Here is an 18,439-nt window from a genome sequence, read left to right on the forward strand (position 1 = left end):
ATAACATCACAATATTATGACACAGCTTTCTTCCACTAATTTCGTCAATATCGGCGAACGCACCAATGTTACCGGTTCGGCCCGCTTCAAGAAGCTCATCCTCAACGATGATTATGAAGCCGCCGTCGAGGTAGCCCGCCAGCAAGTCGAAAATGGCGCCCAGATCATCGACATCAATATGGATGAAGGGCTGCTCGACGCTCATCATGCGATGACGACGTTTCTCAAGCTGATTTCTGCGGAACCCGATATCGCACGCGTGCCGGTGATGATCGACAGCAGCAAATGGTCGGTGATCGAAGCAGGCCTGAAATGTGTGTCGGGCAAGCCCATCGTCAACTCCATCTCGATGAAAGAAGGCGAAGAGGAATTCCTCAATCACGCCCGCAAGTGCATGGCTTATGGTGCTGCCGTTGTGGTCATGGCTTTTGACGAAACCGGTCAGGCCGATACAAAAGACCGCAAGATTGAAATTTGCGAACGGGCGTATAAGCTGCTCACCGGGATTGGCTTCCCACCCGAAGACATCATCTTTGACCCGAATGTCTTTGCCATTGCCACCGGTATAGACGAGCATCGCCGCTACGGCCTCGACTTTATCGAAGCGACCCGCGAGATCAAAGCCCGCTGCCCGCATGTCCATATTTCTGGCGGGCTATCCAATCTGTCCTTCAGTTTCCGGGGTAATGAGCCGGTGCGCCGCGCGATGCACAGCGTCTTTCTCTATCACGCCATTCCGGCGGGCATGGATATGGCAATCGTCAATGCCGGTCAGCTTGATATCTATGATGACATCAACCCCGAACTCCGCGAACATTGCGAAGATGTAGTGTTCGACCGCCGCGAAGATGCAACCGATCGGCTGATCACGCTCGCCGAAAAATTCCGGGGTACGGATGAAGTTGCGGAGAAAGCAGCGGCGGAATGGCGCGGCTATGAAGTGAACAAACGCCTCGAGCACGCTCTGGTCAAAGGCATCGACGCGCATATCATCGAAGACACTGAAGAAATGCGCCTAGCGGTCAAAGGTCGCGCTGGTCGTCCGATCGAAGTGATCGAAGGGCCTCTGATGGATGGCATGAATGTCGTCGGAGATCTATTCGGATCAGGAAAAATGTTCTTGCCGCAGGTGGTGAAATCCGCCCGCGTCATGAAAAAGGCCGTCGCCCATCTCTTCCCCTATATCGAAGCCGAGAAAGACGAGAAAGCCAAGGGCAAGGGCAAGATCATCATGGCCACTGTAAAGGGCGATGTGCATGACATCGGCAAGAATATTGTCGGGGTGGTCCTGCAGTGCAATGGATTTGAGGTCATCGATCTCGGCGTCATGGTCTCGTGGACCGACATTCTCACAGCCGCCAACGAAAATGATGCGGATATTATAGGTCTGTCCGGACTGATCACGCCCTCGCTGGATGAGATGGTGACCGTCGCAGAAGAAATGGAGCGGGCAAAAATGAATATGCCTCTGCTCATTGGCGGCGCGACCACGTCGAAGACCCATACCGCATTGCGGATCGAGCCGGCCTATACCGGTCCGACCATTCACGTACTGGATGCCAGCCGCGCCGTCGGTGTGGCCTCGCAATTGGTCAGTGACACACAGGCAGTCGACTTTGTCGCCAAAACCCGTGAAGATTATGAACAGGTGCGCATCGCGCGCGCCGGCAAGACGGGCAAGAAACTGGCAACGCTGGAAGCGGCACGGGCCAATGCGGCGAAGGTCGACATGACCCGCAAGGCTCCGGCGCCTGCCAAACCCGGACTCCACATATATGACGATTGGGATCTCGCAGATCTGCGCGACTATATTGACTGGACTCCCTTTTTCCGGGCCTGGGAGCTCGCCGGAACCTATCCCGCGATCCTTACCGATAAAATCGTCGGAGAAAGCGCAACTGACCTGTTCCGTGACGCACAGGCGATGCTGGACAAGATTATCGATGAAAAATGGCTTACTGCCAAAGCAGTCGCAGGCCTGTGGCGCGCCCGACGCGATGGTGATGATATTCTGGTTTCGCCGGAAAATGAAGAACATGTGCTGCCAATGCTTCGGCAGCAAGTCGTCAAACGCGGCGGCAAAGCGAATAATTGTCTCGCCGATTTCATCGACAGCGAAGATGACTGGATCGGCGGTTTTGCAGTCACCACGGGCCATGGCATTGATGAACATGTCCAGAGGTTCGAAATGGACAAGGATGACTATAACAGCATTTTGCTCAAAGCCTTGGCCGACCGGCTGGCAGAAGCCTTTGCCGAGCGCATGCATGCGCATGTCCGGAAGGATCTGTGGGGCTATGCCGCTGACGAGAATTTCAACAACAAAGATCTGATCCGCGAAAAATATCAAGGTATTCGCCCGGCCCCCGGCTATCCGGCCTGCCCCGATCACAGCCTGAAACCGATCTTGTTCGACATGATGAACGCGACAGAAAACACCGGCATTGAACTGACCAGCGGCTTTGCAATGACGCCGACTGCGGCCGTGTCAGGCTTCTATTTCGCCCATCCGGACTCTGAATATTTCGGCGTGGCGCGCATTGGCGAGGATCAGGTTGAAGAATATGCGAACCGGCGGGACACCACGATCGACCAGGCGCGGCAATGGTTGCGGCCCAATCTGAATGAATAATCGCGCCAGATTAACCCGTTAATCTTTTGCGCTCATGCTGAATTCATCTGGGACAATCTAAGCTTTCGCATTGTTTGACATAGCTGCAAGCGATAGTGAAACTGTGTCTTTCTCCCTATTCAGGATGATCAAAATGAACTGCAAGGCCTCGACAATCGCCGCAATTTTAATGGCTTCTGCTGCTGCATCAGCCGTGCAAGCTCAAAGCGATGCGCCTTTCACGATCATGGAAACCGGGGAATCCTTTTATCGGTTGTCGGATGCAGTCGATGCGGTTGGCGGCAATAATGCGACAATTGTCATGGCATCGGGAGCCTATGGCGATTGCGCCGTTCAAAAAGCGGGGCGCATCACCTATAAAGCCGAAATCCCCGGCAGAACAGTGCTCGATGGCGGCATTTGTGAAGGCAAGGCATCGCTTGTCTTGCGCGGCAAAGCGGCAACCATCGATGGCATAATATTCCAGAACCAGCAGGTCGCGGATGGCAATGGCGCCGGTATCCGCATCGAGCGCGGCGATCTCTATATTTACAACGCGATGTTTCGCAACGCAGAGCAAGGCATATTGAGCGCCGATGACCGCAGTGCCGAAATCGTCATCGACCGGTCAACCTTCCAGCGCTTGGGCCGCTGCGATCGCGGCCTGTCCTGCGCGCACAGCATCTATATCGGCGATTTCGGTTCGCTGAAGGTAACCAACAGCCGCTTTGAAAAAGGCAGTGGCGGACATTATGTCAAAAGCCGGTCTCCCCGAGCGACCATCACCAACAATAGTTTTGACGACACCCAGGGTCGCACCACCAATTACATGATCGATCTGCCAGCCGGCGCCACCGGCGTGATTAGCGGCAATGTCTTCGTTCAGGGCCAGAACAAAGAAAATTGGAGCGCTTTTGTCGCGGTGGCTGCAGAAGGCAAGAACAATAGTTCAGCGGGCCTGAACATCCATTCCAACAGCGCGTCACTAGCCAAAGGCGTGAAGCGCAACACTTGGTTTGTAGCCGACTGGAGCGGTGATCAATTGCGCATTGCAAACAACAGCCTGGGCCAAGGCCTAACCCGCTATCAGCGACGCTAGGTCTGGGGCCTAAGGCCTCCCCTTAGCTCAATCGCAACTGTTCGCAGCGCCGCCGTCGATATCCAGACATGTCCCGTCGGTCTCTTCGTCCGGAATCGTCACACCAATGAGCGCACCCAAGGTCGGCGCTATATCAACGGTCATCACCGATAGCGGCTGCTCAAAAGATTGGATGCCTTTCTGCCAGAACAAGATGGGCACCCGGCGATCATAATCCCACGGGCTGCCATGGGTCGCCACATATCCACGATCGGTGGTCGGAATAGGCGTGATCGCCTTTTTCAGAAGGACGATGAAATCGCCCGACCGGTCCGGATGAAATGATGCACGCGCCCTTTGTGCCAAAGTCCATTCCTCGGGCGATCCTTTCGGCACCGCAATCGCGGCAAGATCGTCGTGGTCGAGCACAGCTTCCACTTGGCTATGGGCAGCGATGAGCGCCATGGCGCTATCTTTGACCTGCGTCCGTTGCTTGTCCGTAAGATCCAGGCTGACATAATAGTCGCCAAAGGGAGCATCTGCATGAAGGACCGGCTTGTCCCCTGTGAGTTGCAACGTTTCAGCCACTTTCTTGCCAATCGTCTTGGCATTGAGATTGGCATCGACCCGTTCCGCTGATGGCATGCCTTGCAAGCTCATCCGTTCGGGCAGATCAAGACCACCATGGTCGGCGGTCAGCATCACGGTATAATCGACGCCAGTGCCATCCAATATATCAAAAAACTCACCAAGTGAGCGATCCAGCTCGCTCATCTGGATGCACATTTCAAGGCCTTCTGTCCCGAAGGCATGACCGATATAATCGGTAGCAGAAAGTCCGATTGACAATATGTCGGTTGCTTCTCCGCGGCCCAGTTTGAGTTCGTCGAACATCGCCGTCGCCGCTGCAATCACGGCATGGTCGAAGTCGGGAGACAGGCGGAAAATTCGCGCAGCGCCATCCGGCCGCTGGAACGCATAGTCACCCACAGATTTGCCGTCGCCATGCATGATTTTTGCGCTGCGAGAGGCGCAGTGAGCCGGCGTTGCATATGCCGGGCGCGCCCGATCGATTTTTTCGCCAATGCTCTTGTTCAGAGCGGTCAGCGAAGGCGAAATGTTCCGCCCCTTAAGCGTGGCAAAGCCTTTGCCTTTCCACCAATAGACATCGTCCACGCCTTTGCCACCCATCATCAAGGCTGAGCGATCCTTGCCGGCCACCGCAACATTGCGCGATTTCGGGGAAATTTTCTGCAACCGTTCGCCCAGCGTTGGGACCAGCAAATGCCATGCGGAGGCCACATAATCGCCCTGCATCGGCGCCGTAATATCCCCAAAGCTAGTGCCTTCGATGCGTTCATCTTCCGCGCAATAGACGGTCTTGTCATCCCGCTCGATGGAGAGGTCGATCCAGTTGTTGGCAATGATCCCAGCGCGCCCGGAATGCACGCCGGTCATGATGGTCGCATGGCCAGGGCAGGTTTCCGTCGCCGCATGGGACTGATAACCAGAAGGAAACACAACGCCATTCGCCAGTCGTTTCAGGCCACCGGTAAAGCTGCTACGATATTCGCTAAACAGGTCAGCAGAAAACTGGTCGACCGAGATGGCCACCACCAATTTCGGTTGCGATTTTTTTGTTTCGCTGTGATCTTCCGCATTTGCGGTTCCCGAAAATGTGATAAGCGCTGTCAGGGCTGTAACGATGGTAGATTTTCTCACGAATGGTCCTCACTGGTAAAAGCAGCTATAGAAAGCAGTCAGCCAATAGCCTAATGCGGTTAAACAGGAAATAGTGAGTTTTTATGACATTTGACGTTCGCATTCTCGCGATAATATTGGCATTCTGGACGCTGGCCTTTGCACCGGAGGCAGAGGCCCAAAACCGGCTTGGCAACACCGAATTAAATGTGCCCGCCACATTGGTCGCTGAATCACAAGAGGCGCAGGCCGGTCAATCGGTGACCCTCGCCTTTGTCATGGAGCCGAAGCCAACGTGGCATGGATACTGGGAAAACCCCGGTGATGCCGGCATCGGGATGAGCTTTAACTGGACCTTGCCCGCCGGAGTCACTGCAGAGCCAGCGCAATTTCAAGTCCCGGACACGCTGCTGATCTCCGGCATCATGAACTATGTGTATAAGGGCGACTATGCGGTTCTGGTCAATCTGGTTCTGGCAGACGATGTTCCGCTGGGATCGCTGCCAATATCCGTGAAATCCGAATGGCTGTCTTGTACCGATGAGATCTGCGTACCCGAGCAAGACGAGCTTTCGATCACTTTGCGGGTCGTTGGAGAAGACGCCGCGATCAAATTGAACGAACGGTTCAACGGATTCCGCGCCGCCCTGCCGCGACCTTTGGGCAGCGATGCAAGCTTTTCTGTCAACGACGATATCTTCCGCCTGTCGGTCCCGCTGCCAGCCGATGTCGAAATTGACGACGCCTATTTCTTCATCAAGGAAGACGGCATTATTGACTATGCTGCACCACAAAAATTCAATCGCGACGGCGACCGGGTGATCCTGGAGACCGGTGCTCGCGGGGATGCTCTGGAGAGCATCGAAGGCATTTTAAAAGTCGGCGATCACAAAGGATTTCTGTTCACCGCCAGCAAAGGCGATGTAGAGATGTCGGGCCTGCCTTTGGTCAATTCCAAAGCCATTGATGGCGGCTCCGGCGCGCAATCCAATGCCTCACTATTGTTCCTCGCACTGGGTGGTGCGATATTGGGCGGACTGCTTCTCAATCTGATGCCCTGTGTTTTCCCAATACTCAGCCTGAAAGCCATCAGCCTGGCAAAAGCTGGCGGCAACGAAAGCGTCGTTCGGCGCGATGCTTTGGCCTATACTGCCGGGGTCGTCATGGTCGCCACGACGCTTGGTGCTGTCTTGCTCGGTCTCCGGGCCAGCGGCGCAGCAGTCGGCTGGGCCTTCCAGCTTCAAGACCCACGGATCATCTTCATATTGCTCGCCTTGGTAACCGCGATCGGTCTCAACCTCGCCGGCCTATTCGAATTGCCCAATGTCAATTTCGGCAACAAGCTAGCCCAAAAAGACGGCGCGGCCGGATCCTTCTGGACCGGTGCGTTGGCCGCCTTCGTCGCCACGCCCTGCACTGGCCCTTTCATGGCTGCCGCGCTGGGTGCCACGATTGTCTTGCCGCCGATAGCCGCACTGGTGATTTTTGCCGGGCTTGGCGTCGGACTGGCCCTGCCCTTCCTGATCATTGCCTATGTCCCGACCATACGAAGCCGCTTGCCGAAACCGGGCGCATGGCTCGACGGTTTTCGTAAAGCGATGGCGATCCCGATGTTCCTCACCAGCATTGGCCTGATCTGGCTCCTCGGCCGTCAGATCGGAACCGATGCACTCGGACTGTCGCTGATATTCCTGCTCATCGTCGCCTTGATCCTCTGGTGGTTCGGCGGCGGACAGATGAAAGGCCTTTCCCGTGGTATGGCGACCAGCGGCGCCATGGTTGCCGCCATCGCTCTAGGAATTGCCGCCCTGCCCGGCGAAGCGGCCATGAACGACCAGAAAATGGCGAACACATCTACCGCCACCCTGCCCAGCGAGCCCTTCAGCGAGACGCGCCTCTCAGAATTGCGCGCATCCGGCCAACCTGTCTTTGCCTATTTTACGGCAGACTGGTGCATCACCTGCAAAGCCAACGAAGCCGCAGCGATCCAGCGGACAGAGACTGCAGATGCTTTTTCGGCAGCGAAGGTTGCCGTCCTAATGGGAGATTGGACCCGCCCGGATCCTGAAATCAGTAAATTTCTAGAAAAGCACGGCCGGGCTGGCGTTCCGCTCTATCTCTACTATGCACCTGGTGAAGAGCCCGTCATCCTTCCACAGATTCTGACGGTCGCAACATTGACAGACTTGCTCACGAAACCCGTATGATATCGATAGTTTGATTCCATCTTTGAACGAACGGAGACAAAAAGTGCCGAATTTTCATATTTCCACCGTTGCAACCATCGCCGCCGTCGCGCTGGCCAGCCCTTTGGCAGCCGCGCAGAAAAACGGGGCCCTTGCCCAGGATTTCAAGCTCACTGATGTGAATGGGAAAACGGTCCAGCTATCGCAGTTTCGCGGCAAGACCGTTGTACTGGAATGGCATAATCCCGGCTGCCCCTTTGTCGCCAAACATTATAACAGCGGCAATATGCAAGCCACGCAGAAAGCCGCCCGGAAGCAAGGCGCTGTCTGGCTAACAATCAACAGCGGCGCAAAAGACAAGCAGGGACATATGACCAGCGCCGAAGCAAAGTCGCTGATCGCCACTCAAAAAATTCAGTCGAGCAAATATCTACTCGATACAAAAGGTCTGGTTGGCAAAGCCTATGGCGCCAAAACCACACCGCATATGTATATCATCAATGCCAAAGGTATTTTGGTTTATCAGGGTGGCATCGATAATAAACCAACCGCGAATGCCGCCGATATCAAAACCGCACGCAATCATGTTCTGGCCGCACTGAACGAGATGAAATCGGGCGACAAGATCAGCATCGCGCAAGCGCGGCCTTATGGCTGCTCTGTTAAATATGCATCCTGAATAGAGTGCAGGACTGACGCGCAAACTCTACGCGCGCACCAGCCCTGCGTCCCCGGATCCGGAGATTAGACGACGGCATGAAACCCCCGCAGGCCATCTGTCGATAAGTCCCCGGACCCAATCGCGAAACAATGCTATTCGCTGCTGACTCTGATAGTCGGGAGACAGGCCCAATACGCAACTCGGGCCTGCCTCCACCTCTGTCCCGGCAACGTGCGACCCTACTTAAAGGCGTCCCCGGTCTAGCTTTCTAAATCCATCTACAACGCTGCGGATGGACTTTTCTGTTGTTCGATATGCTCTCTATACCGACGCGTTAGACTACCTGAGATGAACGGTCTTGTAAACTAATGTATCGATGTGTAAGATGTTGATCTGCCACTGGTTTTTTGTGGATATTTGTTAACCCAAAATCACGCAAATCCGGGCCCGAACGCAATGCTTCCAGGCGGTTCAAATTTTTCTATATTTTTCAGATAATTATACTGGCGTTGATTCGCGTCCGGCTTATTCTACCCAGGTTTGCGAAAACGCATCACAAAGCGATCGGTTTTGCCGCGAACCGCCGGATCGAACACATTCTTGTCGAGGTCATCATCGGAGTTGGCAAACATATCACTCTCTCCGTCTAGAACAAAGCCGGCTTTGAGGAAATCAGAGCGCGCCGTCGCAGGATCTATGCGATGGGTTTTTTCCACTATAGCGCGTGTATCGCCGGCTGATCCAACATGATCAATCACGGCAACAATGCCGCCGGGTTTCATGCCCGCATATAGATTTTCCAGAACAGTGGCCGGATCCATTTTTTCAAATTTGAACCGTTCGCTTGACCAATAGAAGTCATGATAGATCAAATGGAGCATTGCAAAATCAACGCTGTTTGCCGCCGCTTTATAATCTGGCAGTTGCGAAGGCACCATGGTGACATTGGCTTGCCGGCTGGCAATGCCAGCCCATTTTGCTTTGGATTGATCGCTGGAGACAAATTGCGGAGGATTAACGGCAATGACCGATCCATCCGGACCAACTGCCCGGCCCAATATTTCGCTATAATAGCCACCGCCCGCAAAAATATCGAGCACCACATCGCCCGTTTCGAGCCCCATGAAACCCAGAATTTCGGCCGGACTACGGCTGTCATCCATTTTGACATCCGCCTCGCCCCGCCCGGCTGCGGTAACCGCAGCTGCGAAATCAGGCGCTATTTTTGTGACCGCTTCTGGGGCGGTGCTGGACGAATTTTCCGGCGACACTGCGGCACAGGCCGAAAGAGTGAGTGCCAGTAGAGAGGTTGCCAGCGGCAAAAACATCGATCCACGCATAATTTTTATCCCCAAAAGACTAGCAGCAATCATGGACCCGCTCGGTCATCGGCACAAGCGGTGGCCATGTCGTCGGTCTATAAAGCCATGCCGTTGGTCGAACGGATCGACGATCACATCTTTCTTTGGGTCCTGCCATATTTGCCCTTGCGCGTCCCTGGACGGCCCTCGGTGGCACGGCCTTTGGGTTGCGCAACCTGCAAGTCGGCGGGCAGGCCCAGTTCCTCGGCCTCAAGCTTACGGATTTCATCGCGGAGACGGCCTGCGGTCTCAAACTCGAGATCAGCCGCAGCATCGCGCATTTGTTTTTCGAGGCTTTCGATATGCGCCCTCAGATTATGACCGACAAGAGTGTCGCTTGCCTCGTCGACCGCACCGGTGACCATATCCTTGGCCGTGGCATGAGCGACGATATCGCCAATATTTTTCTTGATCGAGAGCGGGGTAATCCCATGCTCAAGATTATATTCAACCTGCTTCTCGCGACGGCGATCGGTTTCACTGATGGCGCGCTCCATCGAACCGGTCATGCGATCAGCATAGAGAATGACGCGGCCGTCAACATTACGCGCGGCGCGGCCAATCGTCTGGATCAAGGAGGTTTCACTGCGCAGAAAGCCCTCCTTATCCGCGTCGAGGATCGCCACCAGCCCACATTCTGGAATATCGAGCCCCTCCCGCAGGAGATTGATACCGACCAGCACGTCATATACGCCAAGCCGGAGGTCACGGATCAGCTCAATCCGTTCCAGCGTCTCGACATCGCTATGCATATAGCGGACCTTCACCCCAGCTTCATGCATGAATTCGGTCAGATCTTCGGCCATACGTTTGGTCAGCGTCGTGATCAAAGTGCGATAGCCTTGCGCCGCCACCTTGCGGCTTTCATTGATCACATCGTCCACCTGATCCTCAACCGGCCTAATCTCTACCGGCGGATCAATCAGGCCGGTGGGGCGAATAACCTGTTCGCTGAAGACGCCGCCGGTTTGTTCCATTTCCCAATTGCCCGGCGTCGCGGATACACTCACGGTTTGCGGTCGCATGGCGTCCCACTCGTTGAATCGGAGAGGCCGGTTATCGATGCAGCTGGGCAAACGAAAACCATATTCCGCCAGATTGATCTTGCGGCGGTGATCGCCCTTGGACATGGCGCCGATTTGTGGGACCGTCTGATGGCTTTCATCCACAAATAGCAGCGCATTCTCGGGCAGATATTCAAACAAGGTCGGCGGCGGTTCGCCCGGCAAACGTCCGGTAAGGAAACGCGAGTAATTTTCGATTCCTGCGCAACTTCCAGTGGCCCCGATCATCTCGAGATCGAAATTGGTGCGCTGTTCCAGCCGCTGATGCTCGATCAACTTGCCTTCTGATTCCAGTTCCTTGAGCCGGACGCCAAGCTCCAGTTTGATCGCCTCCATCGCTTGTTTCATCGTCGGCCCCGGCGTGACATGGTGCGAATTGGCATAGACCCGAACCCGGTTCAGGGTCGCGCCCTTCTTGCCGGTCAGCGGATCAAATTCGACAATTTCTTCAATCTCGTCGCCAAAGAAGCTGATCCGCCAGGCCATATCTTCATAATGCGATGGAAATATCTCCAGATTGTCCCCTCGGACCCGGAAATTGCCGCGAGCGAAGGCCATATCATTGCGTTTATATTGCAACGACACCAGTTTGCGGATGATATCCCGCTGATCCACCGTCTGCTCTGTCTTGAGATCAAAGATCATCGCAGAATAGGTTTCCACCGAACCAATGCCGTACAGACAGGAGACAGACGCGACGATGATCACATCATCGCGTTCCAGCAGCGAACGGGTCGCACTGTGGCGCATCCGGTCAATGGCTTCGTTTACCGAGCTTTCTTTCTCGATATAGGTATCCGACCGTGCGACATAGGCTTCCGGTTGATAATAGTCGTAATAAGACACAAAATATTCGACGGCGTTGTCCGGAAAGAAATTTTTGAACTCACCATATAGCTGCGCCGCCAAAATCTTATTGGGCGCCAATATCAGAGCCGGCCGCTGCAACTCTTCTATCATCTTGGCCATGGTGAATGTCTTGCCGGATCCCGTGACGCCTAGCAGCACCTGGTCGCGTTCTTCTTCGCGCATGCCCGCAACCAGCTCCTTGATCGCGGCCGGTTGATCGCCATCGGGTTCAAAATCGCTCACCAGCTTGAACGGCCTCCCGCCTTCCGATTTTTCCGGACGGCTAGGCTTATGCGGAACAAAACCCTCGTCCGTATTCGGTTCCGCCAAGCCTCTTCTGATCACCAATTCTGTCATGTCACACATATGGAACAAAAAGGGTCCATTGTCATCCTGAGAATGACCTTTTCTCAAGACTGGGATCATAGGAAATTTACATCCGTGACGCTTCGGTTTAAGATGCCTCGCGGGTCCGCATAATTGAGGGAATATTTTCGTGAAAAAACTACTTATATCTGTGACTGCAATTAGCCTGATGGCGGGTTGTTCGGACAAAGGTGCGGACCATGACGGGGACGGCAAGATCACCGCAGCGGAAGTCGCCGAGGAAATGAATGAGGTCACGCTCGAGCCCGGTGAATGGGAAAATACCGTGGAAATCGTCGATGTGAAAATCGATGGGCTACCTGAAGGCACACCGGCTGGTATTATGGACAGCATGAAGGGCAAAGTCACGACGACCAAATCCTGCATCACCAAGGAAGAAGCCGAAGAACCCGGTGCTCAGTTTTTTGCCGCGCAGGAAAAAAACAATTGCGAGGTCAAGAAATTTGACATGAGCGGCGGCGCTGTATCGTCTGAAATGTCTTGCAGCAATATGGGCGGTGCCCCCGGTAGCATGACCATGGCGATGGATGGACAATATGGTCCGAGCAGCTATGATATGACGATGAATATGAATGGCGGCGCAGCAGGCATGAAAATGAATATTTCAGCCAAGAGCAGCGGCAAGCGCATTGGGGATTGCCCAGCTGGTTAAGCCAAGCAACATCGACCAAAAACAGGAAGGCAGGAGCTTATCGCTTCTGCCTTTTTTGTTTTGCATGAAAGCGATATCCACAGAGATGGCTCCGGAAGAATGACCCTACAGGTCATTGCATCTCTTGCCGCGAATGATAGGTTTCACTCCAAAACCGAATCAATCGCTCCGATTGATGGGCAGGAGAGAATAGATGATCGCTTACACAATGCTTGGCACCAAGGACAAGGATCAGGCTTTCGCATTTTATGACGCGCTGTTCGCAGGAACCGCCGTAAAGCGGCTGTTCAAAACACCGGCAGGCGGTCAGTTTTATGGCGAAGCACCGGGCGAACCGATGCTTTGTATCACATCGCCTTATGACGGCGGAGAAGCCTGTTTTGGCAATGGCACGATGGTCGCTCTGCACTGCGACACCACCGAAGAAGTTGATGCCTATCATGCCCGTGCGCTTGCACAGGGTGCCGCCAATGAAGGCGATCCGGACTGGCGCGCACCGGACATGTTCTACGGCGCCTATTTCCGCGATCCGGACCATAATAAAATCTGTGTCTGCAAAACCAATTTTGCATCGATACCTGTCAAAAACTGAGGAGAGAAAATATGATTGGATATGTAACGCTCGGCACCAATGACATCGACAAGGCGCGTGCTTATTATGATGCGCTGCTCGGAGAGCTAGGCGCAAAACGGCTGATGGAAATGGATGAAAATGGCTTCACCTTATATGGTGTCGATATGACAACTCCATCCATTGCCATCACCAAGCCTGACAACGGAAAAACTGCCCAAGCGGGCAATGGCAATATGATCGCATTGCAGATGGAAGAACGAGCACAGGTCGATGGCTTCTACACCAAAGGCCTTGAACTGGGTGGCAGTGATGAAGGTGCGCCCGGTGTCCGGGGCGACGAAGGTCCAATGGCATTTTACGCAGCCTATTTTCGCGACCCGGAAGGCAACAAGCTTTGCGCTTTTCGCCTTGGCCCTGCATAGAGATACAAAATATAGGGGAAAATCATGAAACATCTTTTGGCTTTGGCCGCGACAACCGCTCTAATCTGGACCACACCCCTATTGGCGCAGAACAGTGCGCGGTCGTCTGATCTCGCCGCTGCCGTTGCAACGGATTATGATCAGAATCTGGAAGCACTGTTCATCGATTTTCACCGCAATCCCGAACTATCCTATAAGGAAACCCGCACGGCTGCGATCATTGCCAAACAATGGCGTGCCTCGGGTTTCACCGTCACCGAAAAGGTTGGCGGCACTGGCGTTGTTGCGGTGATGAAAAATGGCGATGGCCCAACCCTGATGCTGCGCGCCGATATGGATGGTCTGCCGCTCGTCGAAGACAGCGGACTCGACTATATGTCCACCGCCAAACAGGTCAGCATCGACGGAGAAGAAAAACCAGTCATGCACGCCTGCGGTCATGATGTGCACATCACCTCGCTCATCGGGACAGCACGACAGATGTCCGCGAGAAAGGCCCAATGGTCCGGCACATTGGTGCTGATCGCACAACCCGCCGAAGAACGTATCGGCGGTGCCAAGCTGATGTTGGACGACGGGCTTTATACCCGTTTCCCCAAGCCCGATTTCGCGATGGCTTTTCACGTATCTGCGGACACGCCAACCGGGAAACTGGAACTCTCTCCTGGGATCAGCTATTCTTCGTCAGACAGCGTCGATATCATCGTTCATGGTGTGGGGGCGCACGGCGCATCTCCGCATCGGGGCAAAGACCCGATCGTGATGGGGGCGCAAATCATCATGAATCTGCAGACTATCGTCAGCCGGGAAATCGCACCGCTGAAACCGGGCGTGATTACCGTTGGTTCCTTCCACAGCGGATTCAAGCACAATATCATTTCCGACAAAGCGACCATGCAGTTGACCGTCCGCTCTGATGACGCCGACACGCGGGCGCAATTGCTCGAAGGCATAAAGCGTATCGCGACCAATGTCGGCCGTATGAATGGCTTGCCAGAAGACAAATTGCCCGAGGTCAAGGTCTCCCATGAATCGACACCAGCCAATTATAATGACGAAGCGCTGACCAAGCGGATCCAGAATCTGTTCAGCGCGCGCTTCGGTGACACAGTGTTCGACAACAAGCCACGCGAAGGCATGGGCGCAGAGGATTTTGCTTATTTCGTCCAGCCCAATACGGACGTTCCGGGTGTTTATTTTGCTGTTGGCGGAACGCCGCAAGCCGACTTTGATCGTGAAGACGCTGGCGGAGCACCGGTCCCATCGCATCATTCGCCCTTCTTCAAAGTTGCACCGCGGGAATCCGTGACATTGGGAACCGAAGCGATGACCGCAGCAGCATTGGACCTGCTCGCACCGGGAACGGAATGATCTTGGCCGAGACGCTCTCTCGCTCCCAGACCAACAGCCTGAAAAAGCGACTGCTGGAACAGCAGGTCGAGCTCAATGCCCGTGACAAGCAAGGCGCCAGCTGGGGCGATAGCGTCGAGATCGACCAGCAAAGCGTCGGGCGGCTGTCCCGCATGGATGCTTTGCAGCAGCAGGAAATGGCGCAGGCCGAAGCGCGGCGGCGGACCAGTGATCTGGCGCGGATAGAAATGGCACTGACCCGGATGACCGAGGATGAATATGGCTGGTGCGCGGAATGCGGCGACCCCATTGCCTCTCGGCGACTGGAAATTGATCCGGCCGCAGCGCTCTGCATAAGTTGCGCGTCATGAGCCGCGCCTTGCCGTTGCTGGCGGGACTGGGCCTGAGCATTGGCGCTGTCGGGTTGGGATTTTTGGCCGGATCGGATCATCTGGAAGGCGCGCGATTGGCCGCCCGCTGGACGTCACGCGTCGGTCTTCCGCTGTTTCTGATCGCCTATCTCGCATCGAGCCTGCATCAGATTTGTCGAGGAAATCTCACCAAAGCCTTGATTCGCCGACGACGCCAATGGGGTCTGGCCTTTGCATGGACGCACAGCGTGCATCTCGTTGCATTGACCTATTTCCTGGCCATCGCGGGGACACCGCCTGATGTGGTGACCATATTGGGAGGCGGCCTCGCCTATCTGCTGATCTACCTTATGGCACTGACGTCCAACAATTGGTCGATGAAGAAGCTGGGCGCGAAATGGAAATATCTGCACAGCTTCGGGATTCACTATATCTGGTTCATATATCTGCTCACCTATGCTGGTCGGCTGGGCGACCCGCAAATGAGCCACATTGGAATTATCGGCGTTGGCCTGTTGGTTTTGGCTCTATTGCTGCGATTGATAACCAGATGGAGGAAAAAGTCCTCGTCAGAAAAGCGATAGTTTAGGGCCCTGGAAATTGGGAATATCCGAAGCGGTGCAGGCCGGTTCAAACGAGTCATATTTGCGTTCAGTGCATCATCGCGTGGCATTTCACCCTTTCGCGTTAGACAACATCGCCCTAATGTGCGGGCCATGGAAACATCCGCCGATATCAAGCCATTGGACGGCCGCTTTGTGGACGGGAAACATTATTTCGCCTGCCGGATCTATTTCGAAGACACGGATTTCTCCGGCATCGTCTATCATGCCAATTATCTCCGCTATATGGAGCGCGCTCGTTCGGACATGCTGCGCCTGCTCGATATGGATCAGGGCGCGGCTTATGACAGCGGCGAAGGCGTCTATGCGGTCGTTGATCTCACGATGAAATATATTCTGCCCGCCAAGTTGAATGATGATCTCATTGTCATCAGCACGGTCGAGGAATTGCGCGCCGCCAGCGTAGTCATAGATCAGAAGATCATGCGAGGATCGGACCAAATTACGTCAGCCTCTGTTCACGCTGCTTTTCTTACCCCCGAAGGACGTCCAAGACGGCAACCGAAAGCGTGGACAAAGGCTTTCGCGAGCGTCATGGATCAAGCCGTTACGAAATGAAGGATATCAAATCTTGCTAGACCAACTGTCTCTCGGAGCGACCGCCGGAAATTTCTCTCCTCTCATGCTGTTCATGGAAGCCGATATTGTTGTCAAATCGGTGATGATCGGACTGCTGTTGGCGAGCATATGGACCTGGGCGATCATCGTCAGCTTTGGCATGACCATTTCGCAAACCGCCCGCAAATCGGAAAAATTTGAACAAGCCTTTTCGAAAACCGAGAATATCGACAGATTTTATGACGAATATGGCAAGTCATCCCTGCCCAGCGCAAAAGTCTTAGCCGCCGGCGTGAAAGAGTGGCGCCGTTCGACCGCTAAGGGACCTGTCGACAGAGACGGAACCCGGCAACGCCTCGCAACAGCTATGAATGCAACCATTGCCCATGAAGTGGATCGCATCGCGGACCGCCTGAATTTTCTCGCGACTGTCGGTAGTGTCGCTCCCTTTGTCGGCTTGTTCGGCACCGTCTGGGGCATCATGCGCAGTTTCTCTGCCATTGCCGCAGAACAGAATAGTTCACTGGCAGTGGTCGCGCCCGGCATTGCAGAAGCTCTGTTTGCGACCGCCATCGGCCTATTTGCCGCCATTCCGGCCGTCATTGCCTATAACCGCTTCTCCCATCGCCTGAACAAGCTTGAGGCCCGCATGGGTCGCTTTGCTGATGGTTTCCACGCGACGCTCAGCCGTGAACTGGAGCTTGGAGACTGAGCATGGGCATGAATATGGGATCAGGCATTGGCAGGCGCGGCGGCAGTCGCGGTCGCGCGCCCATGGCCGAGATCAACGTCACCCCCTTTGTTGACGTGATGCTGGTGCTGTTGATCATTTTCATGGTGACCGCGCCGTTGCTCGTCGCCGGCGTACCGGTCAGCCTGCCGGAAAGCCGCGCCAATGCCCTGGAGCAAGATCAGGAACCGGTTCAGATTTCGATTGATAGCGATGGACGGGTCTTTATCGAAGATGAGGAATTGAGCCGCAACGCCCTATCTGCAAGATTGCGGGAGATTGCTACCAACCAAAACCCCGAAGATCCGCGCCAGATCATGTTGCGCGGCGACAAGACGCTGGATTACGGACTGATCATGGGCGTGATGGGTGAACTCAACCGGGCTGGCCTGAACCGGGTCTCGCTGGTCACAACCGGTTCATCTGAGACACCATAATAGTGGACAGCTGATATGGAGAAAGCTGAAAAAATTGGCTTGGGAATAGCGGCTGTGGGTCATGTGGCCCTTTTCGGCGCGCTGTCGTTGAGCGTCCTGAGCAGCACCAACGATGCTTTTCGCAACAAACCGATCGAAGTCATGATCGCCGATGAAGTTGGTCTCGAAAGCGCAGCCCCCAATCCTGCAAAGATCACCCCGGCGACCAGCGTTGCGCCGGAACTGGGCGCTCCGGAAGAAAGCAACTTGGTCGAACCTGAACCAGAGCCACTGCCGGAACCGCCAAAAGCGGAAGCGAAACCAAAGCCTGCCGTCAAGCCCACTCCCGCGTCCAAAAAACCCCGCCGACGGCCGGACAAACCGACCAGCGTTGCTCCAAAGCCCAAGCCCAAGGCGAAACCAAAACCGAAGACCAAACCGCGCGGATCGCGATTGGGCAATGACTTCCTGAAAGGCGTCACCGATGCGCCTTCGGTCAGTCGCAACCAGAATATCGCGGCGGCAAAGGCCTCGCCAGCGGCCGTCGCCTCTTTGCAGCGTGAACTATACCGGTTGATCAAACTCAAATGGCGGCCACCAACGGGCGCCGATGCAGAGTTGTTGCGCACAACCGTGACCGCGCGCCTCGATAGCAAAGGTCGGATTGTGGGCACGCCAACAGCGACGACGACCGGCATTACGCCCAGCAACCGATCCCAAGTGAATATTCACAAGGAACGCGCGATTGCCGCAGTGCGGCTCGCAGCACCTTACACAACATTTCCAGAAAAATTTTACGATGAATGGAAGGTTATAAAACCTGTCCTGTATCTTGGTGTCTAGGA

At 54.8% G+C, this 18,439-nt stretch carries 17 protein-coding genes; 14 read left to right on the plus strand and 3 right to left on the minus strand.

What is annotated here, in order from left to right; all coding sequences use genetic code 11:
* The first annotated feature begins 16 nt into the window (after window positions 1-16).
* Window positions 17-2,632, plus strand: coding sequence for a methionine synthase (gene metH / locus ABJV08_RS09230; RefSeq protein WP_348041217.1), 2,616 nt, complete (start codon window positions 17-19; stop codon window positions 2,630-2,632).
* Between the two features lie 133 nt (window positions 2,633-2,765).
* Complete coding sequence (locus ABJV08_RS09235) at window positions 2,766-3,710, plus strand: right-handed parallel beta-helix repeat-containing protein (RefSeq protein WP_348041219.1); 945 nt, start codon at window positions 2,766-2,768, stop codon at window positions 3,708-3,710.
* A 27-nt stretch (window positions 3,711-3,737) separates the two neighbouring features.
* Here the strand turns inward: ABJV08_RS09235 and ABJV08_RS09240 are convergent, their stop codons facing one another.
* Window positions 3,738-5,411, minus strand: a complete 1,674-nt coding sequence (locus ABJV08_RS09240) for an alkaline phosphatase family protein (protein ID WP_348041221.1) — start codon at window positions 5,409-5,411, stop codon at window positions 3,738-3,740.
* An 83-nt stretch (window positions 5,412-5,494) separates the two neighbouring features.
* Here ABJV08_RS09240 and ABJV08_RS09245 point away from each other — a divergent pair, with 83 nt between their 5' ends.
* Window positions 5,495-7,597 (plus strand): protein-disulfide reductase DsbD domain-containing protein, encoded by a 2,103-nt coding sequence (locus ABJV08_RS09245; protein ID WP_348041223.1) that lies wholly within the window; start codon window positions 5,495-5,497, stop codon window positions 7,595-7,597.
* A 43-nt stretch (window positions 7,598-7,640) separates the two neighbouring features.
* Window positions 7,641-8,255 (plus strand): redoxin domain-containing protein, encoded by a 615-nt coding sequence (locus ABJV08_RS09250; RefSeq protein ID WP_348041225.1) that lies wholly within the window; start codon window positions 7,641-7,643, stop codon window positions 8,253-8,255.
* 512 nt (window positions 8,256-8,767) lie between these two features.
* Here ABJV08_RS09250 and ABJV08_RS09255 read toward each other — a convergent pair.
* Window positions 8,768-9,577 carry a methyltransferase gene (locus ABJV08_RS09255; RefSeq protein ID WP_348041227.1) on the minus strand — a complete coding sequence of 270 codons (810 nt, stop codon included), beginning with the start codon at window positions 9,575-9,577 and terminating at the stop codon, window positions 8,768-8,770.
* 113 nt (window positions 9,578-9,690) lie between these two features.
* Window positions 9,691-11,868 (minus strand): excinuclease ABC subunit UvrB, encoded by a 2,178-nt coding sequence (gene uvrB / locus ABJV08_RS09260; RefSeq protein WP_348041229.1) that lies wholly within the window; start codon window positions 11,866-11,868, stop codon window positions 9,691-9,693.
* Window positions 11,869-12,007: 139 nt separating this feature from the next.
* On the opposite strand from uvrB, the gene ABJV08_RS09265 reads away from it, so the two are divergent.
* From ABJV08_RS09265 to ABJV08_RS09310, 10 genes are all read left to right on the plus strand, one after another.
* Entirely contained in the window at window positions 12,008-12,550 is a 543-nt protein-coding gene (locus ABJV08_RS09265; RefSeq protein WP_348041231.1) for a DUF3617 domain-containing protein, read from the plus strand.
* A 193-nt stretch (window positions 12,551-12,743) separates the two neighbouring features.
* Entirely contained in the window at window positions 12,744-13,142 is a 399-nt protein-coding gene (locus ABJV08_RS09270) for a VOC family protein (protein ID WP_348041233.1), read from the plus strand.
* A gap of 11 nt (window positions 13,143-13,153) precedes the next feature.
* The gene (locus ABJV08_RS09275) at window positions 13,154-13,546 is read left to right on the plus strand and encodes a VOC family protein (RefSeq protein ID WP_348041235.1); all 393 of its coding nucleotides are present in this window, start codon (window positions 13,154-13,156) and stop codon (window positions 13,544-13,546) included.
* Window positions 13,547-13,570: 24 nt separating this feature from the next.
* Window positions 13,571-14,917, plus strand: a complete 1,347-nt coding sequence (locus tag ABJV08_RS09280; protein ID WP_348041237.1) for an amidohydrolase — start codon at window positions 13,571-13,573, stop codon at window positions 14,915-14,917.
* Window positions 14,914-15,267, plus strand: a complete 354-nt coding sequence (locus tag ABJV08_RS09285) for a TraR/DksA family transcriptional regulator (RefSeq protein WP_348041239.1) — start codon at window positions 14,914-14,916, stop codon at window positions 15,265-15,267. The genes ABJV08_RS09280 and ABJV08_RS09285 overlap by 4 nt, the downstream gene beginning before the upstream one ends.
* Window positions 15,264-15,851, plus strand: coding sequence for a hypothetical protein (locus ABJV08_RS09290; protein WP_348041241.1), 588 nt, complete (start codon window positions 15,264-15,266; stop codon window positions 15,849-15,851). The genes ABJV08_RS09285 and ABJV08_RS09290 overlap by 4 nt, the downstream gene beginning before the upstream one ends.
* Before the next feature lie 132 nt (window positions 15,852-15,983).
* The gene (locus ABJV08_RS09295; protein WP_348041243.1) at window positions 15,984-16,448 is read left to right on the plus strand and encodes a YbgC/FadM family acyl-CoA thioesterase; all 465 of its coding nucleotides are present in this window, start codon (window positions 15,984-15,986) and stop codon (window positions 16,446-16,448) included.
* Between the two features lie 64 nt (window positions 16,449-16,512).
* Entirely contained in the window at window positions 16,513-17,160 is a 648-nt protein-coding gene (gene tolQ, locus ABJV08_RS09300; protein WP_348041291.1) for a protein TolQ, read from the plus strand.
* A 2-nt stretch (window positions 17,161-17,162) separates the two neighbouring features.
* Complete coding sequence (gene tolR, locus ABJV08_RS09305; RefSeq protein WP_348041245.1) at window positions 17,163-17,615, plus strand: protein TolR; 453 nt, start codon at window positions 17,163-17,165, stop codon at window positions 17,613-17,615.
* Window positions 17,616-17,630: 15 nt separating this feature from the next.
* The gene (locus ABJV08_RS09310; RefSeq protein WP_348041247.1) at window positions 17,631-18,437 is read left to right on the plus strand and encodes a cell envelope biogenesis protein TolA; all 807 of its coding nucleotides are present in this window, start codon (window positions 17,631-17,633) and stop codon (window positions 18,435-18,437) included.
* Window positions 18,438-18,439: the final 2 nt, after the last annotated feature.

The sequence above is a fragment of the Parasphingorhabdus sp. genome, assembly GCF_039982395.1.
In the GTDB taxonomy this organism is placed as follows: domain Bacteria; phylum Pseudomonadota; class Alphaproteobacteria; order Sphingomonadales; family Sphingomonadaceae; genus Parasphingorhabdus.

Excerpts from the sequence above, each read along its gene's own strand:
- ABJV08_RS09280 (WP_348041237.1), top strand. The coding sequence starts at position 13,571 with ATGAAACATCTTTTGGCTTTGGCCGCGACAACCGCTCTAATCTGGACC.
- ABJV08_RS09290 (WP_348041241.1), top strand. The coding sequence starts at position 15,264 with ATGAGCCGCGCCTTGCCGTTGCTGGCGGGACTGGGCCTGAGCATTGGC.
- ABJV08_RS09255 (WP_348041227.1), bottom strand. The coding sequence starts at position 9,577 with ATGCGTGGATCGATGTTTTTGCCGCTGGCAACCTCTCTACTGGCACTC.
- metH (WP_348041217.1), top strand. The coding sequence starts at position 17 with ATGACACAGCTTTCTTCCACTAATTTCGTCAATATCGGCGAACGCACC.
- ABJV08_RS09275 (WP_348041235.1), top strand. The coding sequence starts at position 13,154 with ATGATTGGATATGTAACGCTCGGCACCAATGACATCGACAAGGCGCGT.
- ABJV08_RS09310 (WP_348041247.1), top strand. The coding sequence starts at position 17,631 with ATGGAGAAAGCTGAAAAAATTGGCTTGGGAATAGCGGCTGTGGGTCAT.
- ABJV08_RS09235 (WP_348041219.1), top strand. The coding sequence starts at position 2,766 with ATGAACTGCAAGGCCTCGACAATCGCCGCAATTTTAATGGCTTCTGCT.
- uvrB (WP_348041229.1), bottom strand. The coding sequence starts at position 11,868 with ATGACAGAATTGGTGATCAGAAGAGGCTTGGCGGAACCGAATACGGAC.
- ABJV08_RS09245 (WP_348041223.1), top strand. The coding sequence starts at position 5,495 with ATGACATTTGACGTTCGCATTCTCGCGATAATATTGGCATTCTGGACG.
- tolQ (WP_348041291.1), top strand. The coding sequence starts at position 16,513 with ATGCTGTTCATGGAAGCCGATATTGTTGTCAAATCGGTGATGATCGGA.
- ABJV08_RS09295 (WP_348041243.1), top strand. The coding sequence starts at position 15,984 with ATGGAAACATCCGCCGATATCAAGCCATTGGACGGCCGCTTTGTGGAC.
- ABJV08_RS09285 (WP_348041239.1), top strand. The coding sequence starts at position 14,914 with ATGATCTTGGCCGAGACGCTCTCTCGCTCCCAGACCAACAGCCTGAAA.
- ABJV08_RS09270 (WP_348041233.1), top strand. The coding sequence starts at position 12,744 with ATGATCGCTTACACAATGCTTGGCACCAAGGACAAGGATCAGGCTTTC.
- tolR (WP_348041245.1), top strand. The coding sequence starts at position 17,163 with ATGGGCATGAATATGGGATCAGGCATTGGCAGGCGCGGCGGCAGTCGC.